The sequence below is a fragment of the Varibaculum sp. genome (assembly GCF_008661855.1).
In the GTDB taxonomy this organism is placed as follows: domain Bacteria; phylum Actinomycetota; class Actinomycetes; order Actinomycetales; family Actinomycetaceae; genus Varibaculum; species Varibaculum timonense_A.
In genome coordinates, this window is sequence record NZ_RPZY01000027.1 from 1 (window position 1) to 14,509 (window position 14,509).

A 14,509-nucleotide genomic window follows, 5' to 3' on the forward strand; every position below is an offset into this window, starting at 1 on the left:
CCCCCCCCCCCCCCCCCCCCCCACACTCACCCCCACCAACCACTACATACCACACCCCCCCACCCCCCTCCCCTACCCCCCCCCCCCCCCCCCCCGCCCGCCGCGGGGGGTGTCCGGGCTTTGCAAACCGCCAGTGGCAAGGGCGTTTAGTCGTCCCTCTGGGCGGTCTGGGAAATTTTTCCATTTAAATTGTGATTTTCACAAATTTGTCTTCTATATTCGCTGATTCTCGTTTATGCTGGGGGTATGGAACGGAGGTGTTAGAGATGGAAACCATTGGAGAGCGGATTGGAAGTGCTTGCAAGGATAGCGGTCTTAGTCAAAAGGCGTTGGCGGAGAGACTGGATTGGGATCAGGCGCGACTTAGCCGGGTGATTAGCGGTAGCCGCAAAGTTAGTGCTGGCGAGATTGCCGAAATTGCGACTATTTTGGACGTTTCTCTGGATTGGTTAATTACCGGCTCTGACCCTTATTGGGTGCCGAAAGATGTTGCTGCCCGCCACGATTGGGATGGGGAGACCAAAGAATACCGGCATAACCAGGAAGATCTGGATGTTTTCCGTTCTATCGCCTTGGTCTATAAGCAGGCATATGGATGAGCATTTTGGAAGGAAAGACCCCGGCGCAAGTCTTGGGGCTGCTTGGGGGGAGAATTGAGATTGACTTTTCTTCCCAAGTTGAAAAGTGCCTTGAGATCGACGTGGTGCAGATTGGACTCAAAGCAGGCGGTACCTGTTTATCTTTAGCTTCTCGCCCGGTCATTGTGGTTCCCAGAACCGATAACTGGTTTCGGCAAGTATTTGCGATTGCCCACGAAATCGGGCATATAGCTAACGACACTACGATTAAGTGGGACGACGAAATATCAGAGCAGGAACGGGGCGCTAATCGTTTTGCTGCCGACTTATTGATGCCAAAAGTACAGGTTGAAAGGCTGGTAGAGGACAAAGCTGAACCAGCAAGGTTCGCTAAGTTTTTGTGGGATTGGGGGGTATCAGTTGCGGCTTTGGTGAATCGGCTCAATAAGTTTGACTTACCTACCCCAGATTTTCTTTTCGAGGACGACAAAACAGTAGTTACCCAAAAATTCCTGGGTAAACATCTAAAAGAAATCGGGCTTACCTGGACTGATGTGCAACGGCGTGCCAGTTTATCGGGTGCGCAAAGATTTCCTGCGTATCTGCTTGCTAAGCTCTACGAACAAGTAAATAGTGGGAAAGCACCAGCTGGGACCTATGAGTGGGCTCTTGGGGTGAAAAATACAGCCACAACTGAGGAGGAATCTGTCCGGCAGACGCCCGAGTTGCTGTCGGCAGACGAGGTTCTTGAACTGCTGGAGCAATAAATCTTGGCTGCGCTATTTTTCCATGATGCCTGTACTGTTTATTCTTTAGCTTTGGTGGATCTACTCCCTCGTATAAAGCAGCTTTTTGGAGATAAGCTTCGCTTAGCGCCTACGGTAATGCGAGAAGTCCAGTATCTTTTGCGTAATCAGCAAGATTTATTATCGCAGGTGCAGGAGGTCTTCTTTACTGTTGATATGCCCAATCCCAGTGAGCTCGCTCAAACTCAGGTATTTAAAAGTTATTTCGACACCCCTGGGCATGACGGTAATACGGACAATCTAGGAGAAGCAGAAACCCTAGCGATTATTGTCTGTCGTTACACCTGTAGTGACAATGTTTTGTTCGTAAGCGACGATGAGGATGCGGTTGTAATTGCGCAGGAACAGGAAGTGGTAAAAGGCGCTTTCGGGACGAGGATACTTCTGGAGCTGTTAGAAAAGAAAAGGCTAGTTTCTTCGCAGGAAAGAGCAGATATTCTTGCCCAGCTTAGGGAACAGGGCCGCTATATTCTGTAACGTTCCGAGCCTTACTACTCGAATATAGACACTCAGTATTATTTCCGAGAGTGCAGGTGAGATGCGGTAAGGTCAAGAGCATGTCTAAGCGTAAGAACACTATTGATGATTTTTTGGTTTGGGCGGGGATTATCCTGGTCGCGCTCTCGGCTATTTTGGACTTCTTTTTGCTTTTTACTGCTAACTATCTGCGGAATATGCTGTTTACCCTTCCGATCTGGGTTTTAGGCTTTGCTTGTTTTGTGATAATTGGGAATCGGGAAAAGAATAAAAAGACCCGTGGCAAGAAAAATAAGCGATAGGGTGTCGGTGACAGGGCTTGCCGGTTGGGGTTACATCCCGAAGAGATCCGCGTGTGAGCCAGTTCGGTTTAAGAACAATATGAGGTCATCGCCGTCTATGCGATAGACCAATAGCCAATCTGGTTTTATATGGCATTCGCGAAAGCCTCGGAAATTACCTCCGAGGTCGTGATCTCGATGTTTAGGGGCGAGAGGTTTTCTTTGGGCTAGACGCTTGATAACGGAGTTCAGTAGTTCCAGATCCAAACCGCGTTTTTTCGCAAATTTCAAGTCCTTTTTGAAACGGTTGGAAAGAACAATGTTTAGCCTCATGCAAAAACGTCTTTCATTGCTTCTTCGAAGCTAGTATAGCGTGGGTACTTTTCGGGGTGTTCCTTCATTTCCTCGTATTCTTGCAAGGCAGATAGGGTCTGGGCATTGGGGATATCACGCGATATTTGAAACGGGATTGCCTGATCTCGTACGGTTTGCCGCAAGAATATGGTGACCGCAGTGGTTAAATCCATACCCAGGTCTTTAAGCAAGAGCTGCGCGGAGCGTTTGAGATCCGCGTCCAAATTGATGTTGGTACTAACTTTAGCCATCGTTACTCCTCCTGTTCTTACATAAATCCTAGAAATATTGGGGTTAAAAATCAATGGTTATATGCGTAATATAGGCGTGATACGCATATGTTTATTGTTCTTTGTGGTTCACGCCCTGGACACGGAAACTTTGGAACTGGATGAGGACGCCTGGGCGGTTGCCGCTAACTTACAGGCGCTGTTTTATTCTTGGGCGCGCGGCGGGGGCTTGACGGATGTCAGCCTCGGTAAGCTATTACCTACTTCTTTACCTAGGGGTGCTAGTGGCGGCATCAGATCAACGCGCTGATTTACACCGGTCGGTATGGAGGCTTGCCAATGATTTGCGTGGCAGCGTAGATGGATGGGATTTCAAAGCCATAGGTTTGACCCCACTGAGATAGCAGTGGCATACAGTGATATTTTCGCTAGTTATCATTCAGCCCATGTTCTCGGGTAGCAAGCACCCGTCTCCAATATGACTCGCGACTTATAATGTCTTCGACTTTTGTTTTTGTGTCGAAAATTTCCAGGATCGAATACTGGAAATTATCAATAATGTACTGGCTGCCTTTTTCAGCTTTAAGCTGCTTAAGTTTTTGATTTCCGCCGGTGAGGTTATTTAGGTCAGCATATGCAGCTCAGCGTTGCCACAGCCCTGTGTTTTTTCCGGAGGCGGAACCAATGTAGAGCTTTCCGGTATGGCGGTCAGTAATGACGTAGACAGCCTTGACGTTTGAAAGCGCTTGCTTCCAGTTTGCTTCCCCATTCTCGATGATTGTTCTTAATCTTTGTGTTTAAGTGAAACTTGGTCATAACCCGGGAAAGCACCGAGTTTAGTAGCTGGGGCAAGCTCATAAACCACAGGGTTCAGGCTGCTAGTTTGCAGAGTTCCATACCACTGGGTATATGTAGTATGCCTGATTGATTTTTCCAGTTTAATGATGAGCCGCTTACGGCATTCCAAACACTTATCCATTAGCTCAAGGCGGTAGCCACGCCCCTCGCTAATTTCAGGTTGTATTTTAGTTACTTGATACATTCCTCCAAAGATGTAGTAGTTCGAACCGTACGGATAATATTGCGCGAATGTGATTAGGTAATCGGCTTTATCTAAGTCGTGGTTGCTACCTCTTTTCGAGCGCCACTCATTCATCTCTAACCATCTATCAGAGTCATCAAGCAGGAGATCCCAGGCTGGCAATGATGGGTCATTCGGATGTACATTGAACTTTACTTTGGTTCTCGTGGGGTCTGGTGGAACGATACAGTCCGGAAACCGATTCTCGGAATCTTCTTTTTGGCTAGCATCATTCATTGCTTCCTCCTAATCGTAAATCACCTGTTAATGCGCGTTGGCAATAATCCTAATTTACTTTCCCAGATTCCGGGTTTAGATGATTGGGGTGTTAAAGCATAGGTGCGGGGAATGTTGTTTTCCCGTTTTATTTCTGAACGCATTAACAACTGGGTAAATAAGATACAGGCCGAGGGCGGGGAAGTAGTATTAGCTACGCCCGAAGATTAAGGTGAGCGGGAAAAATACGAATATTCCCCAATCTTCTAAGCGGAGCTACTTGCAGATTTTAAGTTTTTACGGGCGTTGAGGAGGGTGCGATAACACCCCATTTATTTTGGGAGCTGCTTGCAGCGTATCTTATTACCCCAGTCGTTAGTAGTAGCGCTTGTATGCAGTTACGTTTGCTGTATTGCCTATTTCTTGCGTAATGTACCGATGCGTGGCGATTAAATTCGCGAGGAGGTTTGTCAGCGGTCCATGGACGGAAAGTTTTATGAGCGTTCCACACTGGTAGCCAAGTTAATAGTTGTCTAAGACTTTCTGTCTCCGCATTTAGTGGTGCATCAGCTTCGGGTGTGTGAATAGTTATTTTTTTCCTGGAAGGTTTATCGGGTATGAGCTTGATAATCAACGAATCAAGAGTCACGGTAAGTAAAGCCTGTGCTGGCTGCGGGAGTTCAGCTCGGATAGACTTTATCGCTTCTAACACAAACTCAGATTCTGGTACTCTACTTTTAACATTCTCGCTACTAATTACTTTTTCGCAGTCATCAACTATTTGCTCGTAATACCTGTTGAAAAGTATGCGTCGTTCTGCAGTGGTATTTGACCTAACTAGCCTTACTAATATCGATGCTCGTGGCGCGCCATAAACCCCGATTACTTCATCATTGGCAAATTGTGCCAGTTCATTTATTGTTAGCTCGTCAAGAGCATCCACTAGGTTATTGGGGAGCCAGGTTCTGCGGATCTTATCAACATGATCTAGTGTCCGTTGCAGGTCTTTTAATAGAGGCTTAAATAATTTATTAAAATGCTGCTGATCTGCAGTAAAGATATCCAAAGTCTGAATTTTAAACTGCGGAATGGATATTTTAAAAGCTAGATTATTTGCTTGAGCCTTAAGAGAATCTATTGAGCTTAAAGCAGGAACTAATAATCTTTTAAGGGGTTCCATCGTTGAGATCTGTTCACTTAAAGCTTTAACCGCCGGAGTAAGTGAACACATAGCTGTGGCACGGATCGTTTGACCAACGTTCCCCAAAAGTTTATCGAAGCTATCATTTTGGGATTCTGCACTCATATCTACTATCTACTAGCTTTCAGCTCTAGAACTAGCATCTCCGTTCATTACAAGCTTGCCGGGTACCGCCGAGTTAGCCGATCCTTGCTCACTGTTATTCCTGTTCTTCATCGATAATGAATTCGGGGAGTGCGCGCGTTAGCTCGAGGGTGCGCATCGATACTGTGACTAATGCCGGGATTAGTTTAGCGATATAAGCAGGATCGTTTACTTCATGACAATAATCATTGGGGTCATTGACAATGCCGCTCTTGGTGTCAGTCTTGATGCGATAGCGATCCACCACCCACTCTAGGGGACTGCGTCCACCAATCTTGTATTCATTAGCTTGTTCAGGAATCCCCGTGAAGGTCAGATACTCGTTATACACCAAGGTAGTGTAATCTTTGGAACGTTTACCGGGCTTTTTCCCCCAGGCAAGTTGTTTTAGGTGATACTTCTGCCACTCATCAGGGGGTGCAATCAGACTGGTTTTTGCGGTAACTCCTGGATAGGGAGCTACTTCTTCATAGTTCACGTGTAGTTCCGCTAGTTCCCGCCCAATATTTGCGTAGCTCCAAAAATCCTGAACCTTCGGAATTCGGGGTAGCATCTTCTTTAAATCAGCTTCATAACGTTCCCGGAACTGCGGGTGGTGCAGCAGGGCATAGATATAAAAGAAAATATCTTCTTTGCTGATTGCCTCTTCCTGATAATGATAGCGATAGGAGCTAAGCGTGGCATCGGTAATGTTATCCCGGCGGCAGTAGCCGTCAATTTCTGTCGGTACCTGCGAGCTGATGGGCTTATTGAAATCAAATCTCCCAGAGAACTCCTCAGGTGTATCAAAATCTTCCCAGTTAGCGGTAGACGCAAATAGTGAATGATTGTTCTCAGTCTTGTCTGCTTTGTACCAGGTATAGAGGGGGAATACTTGACTAGTACCGACTAAATGCAAATCAGGTAGGTGCGCAACTAAGAAACCTACTCCCTCTTTTACCGCATCGCTGTCTATGGATATTCCTAGATTCGGCTGCTTCGGGGTCGGGAAAATTTGTGGCATTTGATAGACACGCTCATTAATAACTCGTTCAAAATAAACGCTTTGCTTTGTAAAAGGTCGATAAATCGATTGTTGTAAACAATTTTTCCGGAGCGCCAGCTGTATTCCTCTTTCCAGTCCTTTGTCAAGCTCTCCGCCCCAGGAAACCCAGGTTTGATCTTCATTTACCTGAGAACGATTATTGCCGGAAGACACCTCGTGGTTGTAGTTATCAATCATTCGTTGCATATTTGATTCCACCGCTTGGCGTGAGAAGTTGTAGCACCAGGCATCCCGAGTAGTGGCGAGTCCGCGGGAATAATTCTGGAAAATGGCGTGCGTATTGTCTTTACCTTTGGTGCGTCTGTCACCGATTTCCTGGAACTCTAGGTACTTTTCGTCGCGTTGATTAATCCAGTCTCCGTGGGCGTTGGGGATAATTTGCTCAAATTCAGTTTCGGCTATAGAGGTTTCCCGCGTTAGCAGGTCTAATTTTTCCTGTCGCGCCAGATAATCATCCACCTCGGCGTAATGAATACGGCAGGGGCGCGAAAGATCATTTTTCTTCTTAACCAGGAGGGTAATCGCCACCCCGGTGCGCGAGCCGCTACCAAAGATCTTGCCTCCTTCTTGTCGGGAGCGTTCTCCTTGAGTGCGCTGGTTACCTTTCAAATTGTAGATATAAATATCGCTAAATTCTTGCGCCCAACTGAGCCGAACCCCATCGGCGGTATTACCGTCAATAAAGGAACTATTGGATACGAAAGCGATAATTCCTTCTTCTCCAATCCGGTCACTTGCCCAGCGCAGCGCCCGGAAGTAGGAATCATAGAGGCTGTTTTTATTCGTGGCGCTAGAGAGCGCCGCATAAGATTCTTCTATCCGCCCATCCAGTTGGGGATACTTCAAATTCTGATTATTATCGTTCGCACTCTTTTGCCCAGCAGAGTAGGGCGGATTCATTACCACCACCCGGATGGGAGCTTCTCGCTGTCGCTTCACGCGCTCCAGATTGGCCTGAAAATCACCAATACCAGCAAGCTGTCCTTCGCCCTCGCGTAGTTGGAAGGTGTCGGTCAAAGTTATGCCCGGGAATTCCAGGTACCCTTGGTTTTGTCCGCGATCTGCTTGTATCTGGTGATAAACCTGCTCGATATTGATACTGGCAATATAGTAGCTGAGCAGTACGATTTCATTAGCAAAAATTTCGTGTAGATATTTATGCTCGAGCTGTTCTGGAGGAATAATCTCGGATTGCAGCAGGCGGCTCACAAAGGTTCCGGTTCCCAAGAAGGGATCAATAATCGATACTCCGCTATCACCCAGGCTCTTGCCAAAGTGTTTTTTCATGGCGTACTCCGCCGATTTTAGGATGTAATCCACCACCGGCACCGGGGTAAACACTATCCCGAGGCGATCTTTAATCGCAGGGAACGCCTTTGAAAAGAACCGATCGTAAAGAGTGCGCATGATTTCTTGCTTGCCAGCAAGATTATCGATGCTAGTAATCTTCTCGGCCATAGTGGCATAGAATTTTGCCAGCGGTTTCCGCTCCTTTTCGAAAACCTGATTGGTAGCTAGGCGATCCAAAATAGCTTGCATTGCCTGGCTAACCGGGTTTTGGGCGGTGAAGTCCTGATTTGGGAACATGGCGTCAAATAGCGGCTTAGTAATCAGATGCTGTGCCAGCATCTCCACCGCCTCTGCGTTGTCAATAGCCGGATTCAAAGTAGTTTGCAGAGATTCCACGAACTTAGCGAAGTAATCTTGATTTAGCGGATCTTCCAGAAGATGATCAATCAGGTTAATATAGCGGCTGGCAATATCGGCTATGTCCTGGCTCCAGTCATCCCAGTAAAGCCGGTTACCAACTTTCTTCACGATTTTGGAATAAACCGCATCTCTCCATTCGGAACTCGGAATGTTTAGCATGGCTTGAACTCCGCTGACTGCGTTATCCGCAGGGATCCCGCCATCAGCGCCAACTTCAGTTCCTTCGATGTCGGTAGGAGAACCGGAGCCGTGCTCTTTTGATCTAGCGAGATTTACTACCTCCACCATGATGTTTTCGGGAGGATTTTCGTTGTACTCGATGGCGTTTATCGTGGAATCAAAGCGTTCGTCATGAGCACGAATAGCTTGTAGTACCTGCCAGACAACCGCAAAACGCTTATTGTCATCCATTGCCTTTTCCGGTTCAGTGCCAATCGGTACTGCAACCGGCAAAATAATATAGCCAAACTCTTTGCCCTCGGCTTTGCGCATAACCCTGCCAACTGCTTGGATTACATCCACCTGCGACCTACGAGGATTGAGGAAAAGTACCGCATCCAGGGTAGGTACATCTACTCCCTCAGAAAGACAGCGAGCATTGGTAAGAATGCGACAAACTGGGTGATCATCCGAGGTTTCTGACTTTAACCAATCGAGTGCTTCGCCGCGCTCAATAGCGTTCATGGAACCATCCACATGCTTACACTGTACTTCGAGGTTATCGCTCTCATCGGTGTTACTGAGGTCTTGTAGGTGAGAGCGTACTAACTCTGGGAACTCAGCAGTTACCTGTTTCGAGGTCTTGATATCTTTGGCAAAAGCCACGGCTCGGCGCATCGGTGATTTATCTTCGCCATACTGCACATCAAATAGGTCATTTTTACGTTTGGCAAGGGCATTCCAACATCCCACAAGTTTCGCGGCTTCGGGAATCGTTAGTTCTCCCTCAGGGAGATCCTGTTGGAAAAACTGGGTAATCTGATCTTCCGGTATTGCCAGTACCACCACTTTATAATCAGTGAGCAATCCCAAACTTACAGCTTGGCCGAATCCGAGTCGGTGAAACACCTTGCCGTAAAGAGAATCATCATCCATCGAAGCAAGAATCGCATCCTTTTCCTTCGCTACGTTCTTGACTCGAGGCTGGAAAATACGTGGAGTAGCAGTCATGTAAAGCCGTTTTTCCGCGCGTAAATAAGTATTGTCGTGTACCCGGGTAAAAGCAGACTCGTCCTCACCCGCAAGAGTAACGCCTGTGGTCCTATGTGCTTCATCGCAAATAATCAGATCGAAGTCACGCCATTGCTTTCCCGCGAGTTCTTGCGCCTGATGCACGATATCAATCGATTGATAGGTACAGAACACTACTTGCAGTCCTTCATTATCTTGGTGTTTTAAGAGAGAATCTGCAAGTTTCTTGGCATCGGTAGTGGGGGGAGTTTTCAAATCAACGGTGGCGATATCCACCAGGTCTTCGTGTTTCCTACGTTTGCGGTTAACTTTGGTGTCCGAGCAAACACTCCAAGCGGAAAAAGGAACCTGCACTTCAGATGCCCATTCGCTGAGAGTCTGACTCATTAGAGACAAAGAAGGAACCATAAACATGATGCGAGCATTTCCGCCAAGATTGTCGGTAAGCTGTTCAGCGATTTTTAGCGAGGTGAAGGTTTTCCCGGTACCGCAGGCCATCACCAAGGTTCCTCTATCGTGAGACTTGAATCCCTCGAACACATCATTAATTGCATTTACCTGATGGTCGCGCAAAATTTTAGGTTGCCGACGCTGAGGCGCATCGTCAGGGGAGTTAAAAGAATAGGTAGTCCAGTCGATATTTGAATTGCGTAAATCAGTAAGCCCAATTCGAGTAACTGGTTTACTTTGCCCTTCGATAGCTGTTTCGGCGTTATCACTCCAAGGCACGCCAGTGGTTTCCACAAAAATGCGACGCTTAAACGGTTCCTTACCAGAATCGGAAAGAAACGAATCGAGATTCCCTTTTTGGATGGTGTGACCCTGGCGGTAAAACTTACACTGAATCGCCACCGCCGGGGTGTTTGCTGTCGGTTCTGAGCCATCGGCAGGCATATCTTCGGTCTCAATCGCCACCAGATCAATCCCGGTATCTGGTTTTCCAGCCAAGCCACCACCAGGCCAGTCCCTCCACAGATATACGGCACCGAACTGTGGTCCCATCTGCGAATCATTGAGTAGATACGAACGAATTAGCTGCTCGAACAAGTTACCTTTATTGCGTTCCGAATCAGCGATTTCGCGATATTCAGTCAGCAACGCTTCAAAAGCGGCAACGCTACGGGCTGCTTCTTGCTGGGTATCTACCGCATTTAAGGAATCCGAGGCGGAGATACCTTCACCTTTTGGAGCGACTTGCTCTGAAAAAATATCGGTGTCCAAGGTATTTCTCCTTCGTTGAATTTAGTTCATCGAGAATTTTTTAGGGGCGGCATCATCGCGTTATCGCAGATTTTTACGGATGCATAGCCGCTGTCTATAAATAAGATATCGCTTGGTGAGCGCTTACGCTTTAAGCCCCGCTGGGTAGTTTCGGTTTTGTTGTCAATAGTTAATTTGATCTTGGTAGTAAGAAAGCCTTCTTCAATCGTTTTTACACCCTCGGATAAATCTTTACCTGTAAAGACCACAAAACTTAGCTACTCTGGCAACTTCCCAACCACGCGGGCAGGGCGTGTTTTAGGATTCTATCTGCCGGTTCTAAGGGGGGCTACCTGGGGGCATTAATGAAAACATCTTCCGGATTTGTATACCGACTATTAAAGTCGAGTTATGAACGATTTCTTTGACCTTGACTGCTTTCTGCTGAAACCCGAACTTTCTGAAGAAGTAAGTGATAAACGCGTCCGCACGTGGCTTGAGTACAAAATTGATGTACTGAAAGATAATAAAGGGAGGAAAGTTAAGGATCCTGAAGCTTCTGAAGACGCTCGAGATTTTTACCAGACAATATGGGAAAAGTTTCTAGAAAAATCAGGTCTTAGCCTACGCCCAGATGCAAAAAGGTTCAGTAAAAATCCAGACCACTATGTTCAAGGTGATTGGATGTGCTCGGTGGCTACTACTTTTCGAAATGGGTTAATCCTTTTCGTTGAGGGCAATGATGAGTGGGAATTGGAATTGAATACATTGCGGAAAAAGTATCACCTAAAAAGAAGACCAAATGACGGTGTTGGTGGACCTAATACCTATGGAGAGATTCTCCTCGACGATATGAAATCTGATGAACAGAAGTTCCGAGAGTTCTGGGGAGATGAGGTAGTTCAAAATTTTGTCCGATCTGCCTACACTCCTGCGAATCTGATTATTGTGCCCGACGGATTTAACGGAGCGAGATACAATCCCACCAAGGACTACTGGGATCTAACTTTAAAGAAGTACTACCACTATAAAGAGCCTCTTACAGCTGGAGGATGTGACGTGGCTACGCCTTTTCGGAAGCTCCTTAAGAAAAACCGGGAAGAGGGCGATTCGCTTTGTCTTTCTCCTTGGATAGACGAACAAGGTAATCCGATTCTTTTGCCACATTCGCCTAATGATGATAAGGACAATAAGGACAACTGGCGTGACTTGATGGCAGAAATGACTAGACGCATTAAGTGTCGGCGTGAGCAAATGGCTCAATATATAGCGCAGCTACAAAACGAGTAGCCGATAAGAATCGTTAATCGTTTTCTTCCAAGGTTTATTACCCCTCCTAGCCCCGCGCAGTTTAGTACCGCCTGAAACCATATTCTCTGCTTTGGCTTTTCCCGTTTACCCATTTGAGTAAACGGGAATCCTGGGGGAGGTTTTACCGCAATTTTTGATTCATCTTTTTTACTTCAGCGCGACCCACTAGCCAATTGAATAGCCAAATCAGTAGATAGATAAGCACTATGGTGATGATTACCCCGAGCATATCGAAGCTAGAGCCCCACCATTTAAGGTAACTGCCAGCTGCAATCCCACAGATAAGTATGATTCCGAAATGCAGGGCGGTATTGAGGATAAGCGGGCGGGTTTCGTTACGGTAAAGCAGCCCAGCGAAGCTACTGATTATGCCGTAGGCTGCGTAAATAAGCCGCTCAATTAATACTGCCACGTTTTCATTTCCAAAACTGTTTAAGAATTCTGGAACTCCCGGGTAATAGCTAGAGGAGGAAAGAGAAGAAAAAATAAGTTCAATACTGGTGCCGATAGTGATCCCAATGCAAGCCCCTACCAGGGTGAGACCAACTATTTTTTTAGTTTCCATGGGTTTTATCCTTCGTGTGAGTTAGAGGTTTTCTGCGGGGTTAGATTCCGAGCTTGGACTTGAAAGCTGGAAGTTGCCGGCGGGAAACGTAATAACGAGAGCCATCTTTTAGCTGCACACTAATCGTTCCCGCGAAAGAAAGATCAAGTTTCTTGATCGCGGAAATATTGACAATTTCCGATTGTGAAATACGTACAAAATCGCCTGCAGGTAGAGATTCTTCGAGTTCGTACATTCGGGCTTTAATCCGCCAATCACCCTTACTGGTGTGGGCAAACACCGCTTTCTTTCTGGTAAAGAACGCGAGTATCGCGCGCACTTCCAACACCGTGGCGTCATTGCCGCTTGTCCCGATGAGACGGCGAAGCGGGCGCTCGACTGCGGGGGAAGAAGAGCTATCCAAGCTACCGGAAGCGAGCCTTTGAATCGCTTGCACCTCAGCATCGACCTCCCGCGCCGTTACCGTCACGATAGTTTCGATTACGGTGGGATCAATCGTGAGCGTGAATTTCATTCCGTTCCGACTCCTTTCCTCTCGCACTTACCGGCAATATTGCGCAAAACCAGGACGTTTGAGTATCTGGTACTTACAGTTAAAAGCCTCATCGCCGACAGTACAAATAATCTGAACTAAGCGGTATAAAACCCGCGCCAAGCGGGAGGATTTCGAGCCTCCCGCCCCTCCTCAAAGGTAGATTTTCTACCCTGAAAGTATCCCCAGAAAATGTCCGTGGTTGCTGCTGCCCTGGGAACTTGCGTGCAGTCGTTGTGGCGAAGACGCTACCGGGTCTATCTGTAATTTGTAAATACTAATTCTGTCATGAAAAGTATTGATTTATTCGTGCGTTTAGCATACTATGCACGTAAAAGGAGGTCTTTTATGGCTACAACAAATATCAGTATTCGTATGGATGCAGCCTTGAAAAAAGAGGCGGATCAGCTGTTTAGCGAGATGGGAATGAATATTTCTACCGCGTTTAACGTTTTCGTGCGGCAAGCTATCCGCGAGCGTGCCATTCCTTTCCAGATTCAACTAGGCAACCCCAATAGGGAGACGATTGCCGCCATGTTAGAGGCGGAACAGATTGCCAAAGACCCTCGCGTTCCCGGCTACGCAAGCGCCCGTGAAGCATTTGCTGCCGCTCTTAGCGAGGACGACTAATGGCGCGCTATGTCATCAAATACTCCTCGCAGTTTCGCAAACAACTGAAAGCTGCTAAAAAGCGGGGAAAAGATCTCGGAAAACTAGAGAGAATCGTTGACCTTCTGGCGAGCGATGCCCCTTTACCGGAAAAGTGTCGAGACCATGCACTAACGGGTAACTGGGTAAAACATCGAGAGTGTCATATTGAACCAGACTGGTTGCTGATTTATTACAAGCAAGACGACGTGTTGGTGCTTTCCCTAGTTGCAACCGGAAGTCACGCAGATCTCTTTTAGGGGCTGAACTACTTATCTGCATCTCTTAAAGTCAGGTTTTCTGCGCTAAAAGCTCTACAGGAAAAAGGGGTGACAAATCGGGGGGAGGGTTCCTATAATCGAACACATGTTCGATAAGTTGGCTCAGTTGCAGCGCCTGGAAAAGGCGCGCCGAGTTTTGGCGAACCGTCCTCGCCCGGTAAAGCCACTGGCCAGCGCCTATCAACAGGTAGCGGGCGGGGCGGGGCTGCTAGAGATGGCCGCTGAAAAAATGGGGGAGAGCGGCTGGGCAGTATTCCTAGACTTCCCCAATCTAGGCTGGCAGCGCGCCTGGCAAATCGGCTTGGACTTAGGGCGGGTAATCAGCATTCCCTATACCGGCGGCAGCGCCCTGGCGTGCGCCCAACTTTTCGTACCCTGCGCGGCAGTCCTGGCTATCGGAATGGTAGATTACGGTCCGCAGCAACAACGGATTCTAACCGCAAAAGCACGCCGCTCCGGCTGCGTAATCTTGTCCGCACCTGCCTGGGCAGGCGCTATCTCCCTAGCAGCTAACCCCCGGCACTCGGAAAGTTCCCCTGGGACAGTTTCAGTCATAAAGGTGAGTGCGTAATGGATTTTTTGTGCTCTGCAACCCCGCCACCGGCGTTATTATCTGCGTGCCTGCCCCATATGCTCCTCCTAACTAGCCCTACAAAGC

At 47.4% G+C, this 14,509-nt stretch carries 16 protein-coding genes; 9 read left to right on the top strand and 7 right to left on the bottom strand.

The genetic code is table 11. The features are described 5' to 3' along the window. Positions 1-266: 266 nt before the first annotated feature. The 4 genes from QZT94_RS03140 to QZT94_RS03155 all read left to right on the top strand — a co-directional run bounded on the left by QZT94_RS03140 (position 267) and on the right by QZT94_RS03155 (position 2,163). On the top strand, positions 267-599 hold the full coding sequence (locus QZT94_RS03140) for a helix-turn-helix transcriptional regulator (RefSeq protein WP_072509685.1): 333 nt from the start codon (positions 267-269) through the stop codon (positions 597-599). Then, positions 596-1,345 carry an ImmA/IrrE family metallo-endopeptidase gene (locus tag QZT94_RS03145; protein WP_296762051.1) on the top strand — a complete coding sequence of 250 codons (750 nt, stop codon included), beginning with the start codon at positions 596-598 and terminating at the stop codon, positions 1,343-1,345. The genes QZT94_RS03140 and QZT94_RS03145 overlap by 4 nt, the downstream gene beginning before the upstream one ends. Positions 1,346-1,348: 3 nt before the next feature. Further along, positions 1,349-1,861 (top strand): hypothetical protein, encoded by a 513-nt coding sequence (locus QZT94_RS03150; protein WP_296762053.1) that lies wholly within the window; start codon positions 1,349-1,351, stop codon positions 1,859-1,861. Between the two features lie 80 nt (positions 1,862-1,941). Beyond that, positions 1,942-2,163, top strand: a complete 222-nt coding sequence (locus QZT94_RS03155) for a hypothetical protein (RefSeq protein ID WP_296762055.1) — start codon at positions 1,942-1,944, stop codon at positions 2,161-2,163. A 30-nt stretch (positions 2,164-2,193) separates the two neighbouring features. Here QZT94_RS03155 and QZT94_RS03160 read toward each other — a convergent pair whose 3' ends face one another. Continuing rightward, complete coding sequence (locus QZT94_RS03160; RefSeq protein WP_296762057.1) at positions 2,194-2,475, bottom strand: type II toxin-antitoxin system YafQ family toxin; 282 nt, start codon at positions 2,473-2,475, stop codon at positions 2,194-2,196. Continuing rightward, positions 2,472-2,747: a type II toxin-antitoxin system RelB/DinJ family antitoxin gene (locus tag QZT94_RS03165; protein ID WP_296762059.1), complete on the bottom strand. Its 276-nt coding sequence runs from the start codon at positions 2,745-2,747 to the stop codon at positions 2,472-2,474. Before QZT94_RS03165 ends, QZT94_RS03160 begins: the two co-directional genes overlap by 4 nt. Positions 2,748-2,808: 61 nt before the next feature. On the opposite strand from QZT94_RS03165, the gene QZT94_RS03170 reads away from it, so the two are divergent. After that, positions 2,809-3,036, top strand: coding sequence for a hypothetical protein (locus QZT94_RS03170; protein WP_296762061.1), 228 nt, complete (start codon positions 2,809-2,811; stop codon positions 3,034-3,036). 474 nt (positions 3,037-3,510) lie between these two features. Here the strand turns inward: QZT94_RS03170 and QZT94_RS03175 are convergent, their stop codons facing one another. The 3 genes from QZT94_RS03175 to QZT94_RS03185 form a co-directional block, all read right to left on the bottom strand. Continuing rightward, positions 3,511-4,044: a hypothetical protein gene (locus tag QZT94_RS03175; RefSeq protein WP_296762063.1), complete on the bottom strand. Its 534-nt coding sequence runs from the start codon at positions 4,042-4,044 to the stop codon at positions 3,511-3,513. Positions 4,045-4,312: 268 nt separating this feature from the next. Then, complete coding sequence (locus QZT94_RS03180) at positions 4,313-5,329, bottom strand: hypothetical protein (protein ID WP_296762065.1); 1,017 nt, start codon at positions 5,327-5,329, stop codon at positions 4,313-4,315. 94 nt (positions 5,330-5,423) lie between these two features. Then, positions 5,424-10,535 carry a type ISP restriction/modification enzyme gene (locus QZT94_RS03185; protein WP_296762067.1) on the bottom strand — a complete coding sequence of 1,704 codons (5,112 nt, stop codon included), beginning with the start codon at positions 10,533-10,535 and terminating at the stop codon, positions 5,424-5,426. Between the two features lie 390 nt (positions 10,536-10,925). On the opposite strand from QZT94_RS03185, the gene QZT94_RS03190 reads away from it, so the two are divergent. Continuing rightward, positions 10,926-11,804 carry a hypothetical protein gene (locus QZT94_RS03190; protein ID WP_296762069.1) on the top strand — a complete coding sequence of 293 codons (879 nt, stop codon included), beginning with the start codon at positions 10,926-10,928 and terminating at the stop codon, positions 11,802-11,804. A gap of 142 nt (positions 11,805-11,946) precedes the next feature. Here QZT94_RS03190 and QZT94_RS03195 read toward each other — a convergent pair whose 3' ends face one another. Next, on the bottom strand, positions 11,947-12,390 hold the full coding sequence (locus tag QZT94_RS03195) for a DUF3021 domain-containing protein (protein WP_296762071.1): 444 nt from the start codon (positions 12,388-12,390) through the stop codon (positions 11,947-11,949). Positions 12,391-12,430: 40 nt separating this feature from the next. Further along, the gene (locus tag QZT94_RS03200; protein ID WP_296762074.1) at positions 12,431-12,904 is read right to left on the bottom strand and encodes a LytTR family DNA-binding domain-containing protein; all 474 of its coding nucleotides are present in this window, start codon (positions 12,902-12,904) and stop codon (positions 12,431-12,433) included. Positions 12,905-13,270: 366 nt separating this feature from the next. On the opposite strand from QZT94_RS03200, the gene QZT94_RS03205 reads away from it, so the two are divergent. The 3 genes from QZT94_RS03205 to QZT94_RS03215 all read left to right on the top strand — a co-directional run bounded on the left by QZT94_RS03205 (position 13,271) and on the right by QZT94_RS03215 (position 14,422). Continuing rightward, positions 13,271-13,552: a type II toxin-antitoxin system RelB/DinJ family antitoxin gene (locus QZT94_RS03205; RefSeq protein WP_215523194.1), complete on the top strand. Its 282-nt coding sequence runs from the start codon at positions 13,271-13,273 to the stop codon at positions 13,550-13,552. Continuing rightward, complete coding sequence (locus tag QZT94_RS03210; protein WP_296762078.1) at positions 13,552-13,830, top strand: type II toxin-antitoxin system YafQ family toxin; 279 nt, start codon at positions 13,552-13,554, stop codon at positions 13,828-13,830. Before QZT94_RS03205 ends, QZT94_RS03210 begins: the two co-directional genes overlap by 1 nt. Positions 13,831-13,936: 106 nt before the next feature. Further along, complete coding sequence (locus QZT94_RS03215; protein WP_296762080.1) at positions 13,937-14,422, top strand: hypothetical protein; 486 nt, start codon at positions 13,937-13,939, stop codon at positions 14,420-14,422. Positions 14,423-14,509 lie beyond the last annotated feature (87 nt).

Coding starts and splice junctions, on each gene's coding strand:
- QZT94_RS03140 (WP_072509685.1), top strand. CDS start 267: ATGGAAACCATTGGAGAGCGGATTGGAAGTGCTTGCAAGGATAGCGGT.
- QZT94_RS03145 (WP_296762051.1), top strand. CDS start 596: ATGAGCATTTTGGAAGGAAAGACCCCGGCGCAAGTCTTGGGGCTGCTT.
- QZT94_RS03155 (WP_296762055.1), top strand. CDS start 1,942: ATGTCTAAGCGTAAGAACACTATTGATGATTTTTTGGTTTGGGCGGGG.
- QZT94_RS03160 (WP_296762057.1), bottom strand. CDS start 2,475: ATGAGGCTAAACATTGTTCTTTCCAACCGTTTCAAAAAGGACTTGAAA.
- QZT94_RS03165 (WP_296762059.1), bottom strand. CDS start 2,747: ATGGCTAAAGTTAGTACCAACATCAATTTGGACGCGGATCTCAAACGC.
- QZT94_RS03170 (WP_296762061.1), top strand. CDS start 2,809: ATGCGTAATATAGGCGTGATACGCATATGTTTATTGTTCTTTGTGGTT.
- QZT94_RS03175 (WP_296762063.1), bottom strand. CDS start 4,044: ATGAATGATGCTAGCCAAAAAGAAGATTCCGAGAATCGGTTTCCGGAC.
- QZT94_RS03180 (WP_296762065.1), bottom strand. CDS start 5,329: ATGAGTGCAGAATCCCAAAATGATAGCTTCGATAAACTTTTGGGGAAC.
- QZT94_RS03190 (WP_296762069.1), top strand. CDS start 10,926: ATGAACGATTTCTTTGACCTTGACTGCTTTCTGCTGAAACCCGAACTT.
- QZT94_RS03195 (WP_296762071.1), bottom strand. CDS start 12,390: ATGGAAACTAAAAAAATAGTTGGTCTCACCCTGGTAGGGGCTTGCATT.
- QZT94_RS03200 (WP_296762074.1), bottom strand. CDS start 12,904: ATGAAATTCACGCTCACGATTGATCCCACCGTAATCGAAACTATCGTG.
- QZT94_RS03205 (WP_215523194.1), top strand. CDS start 13,271: ATGGCTACAACAAATATCAGTATTCGTATGGATGCAGCCTTGAAAAAA.
- QZT94_RS03210 (WP_296762078.1), top strand. CDS start 13,552: ATGGCGCGCTATGTCATCAAATACTCCTCGCAGTTTCGCAAACAACTG.
- QZT94_RS03215 (WP_296762080.1), top strand. CDS start 13,937: ATGTTCGATAAGTTGGCTCAGTTGCAGCGCCTGGAAAAGGCGCGCCGA.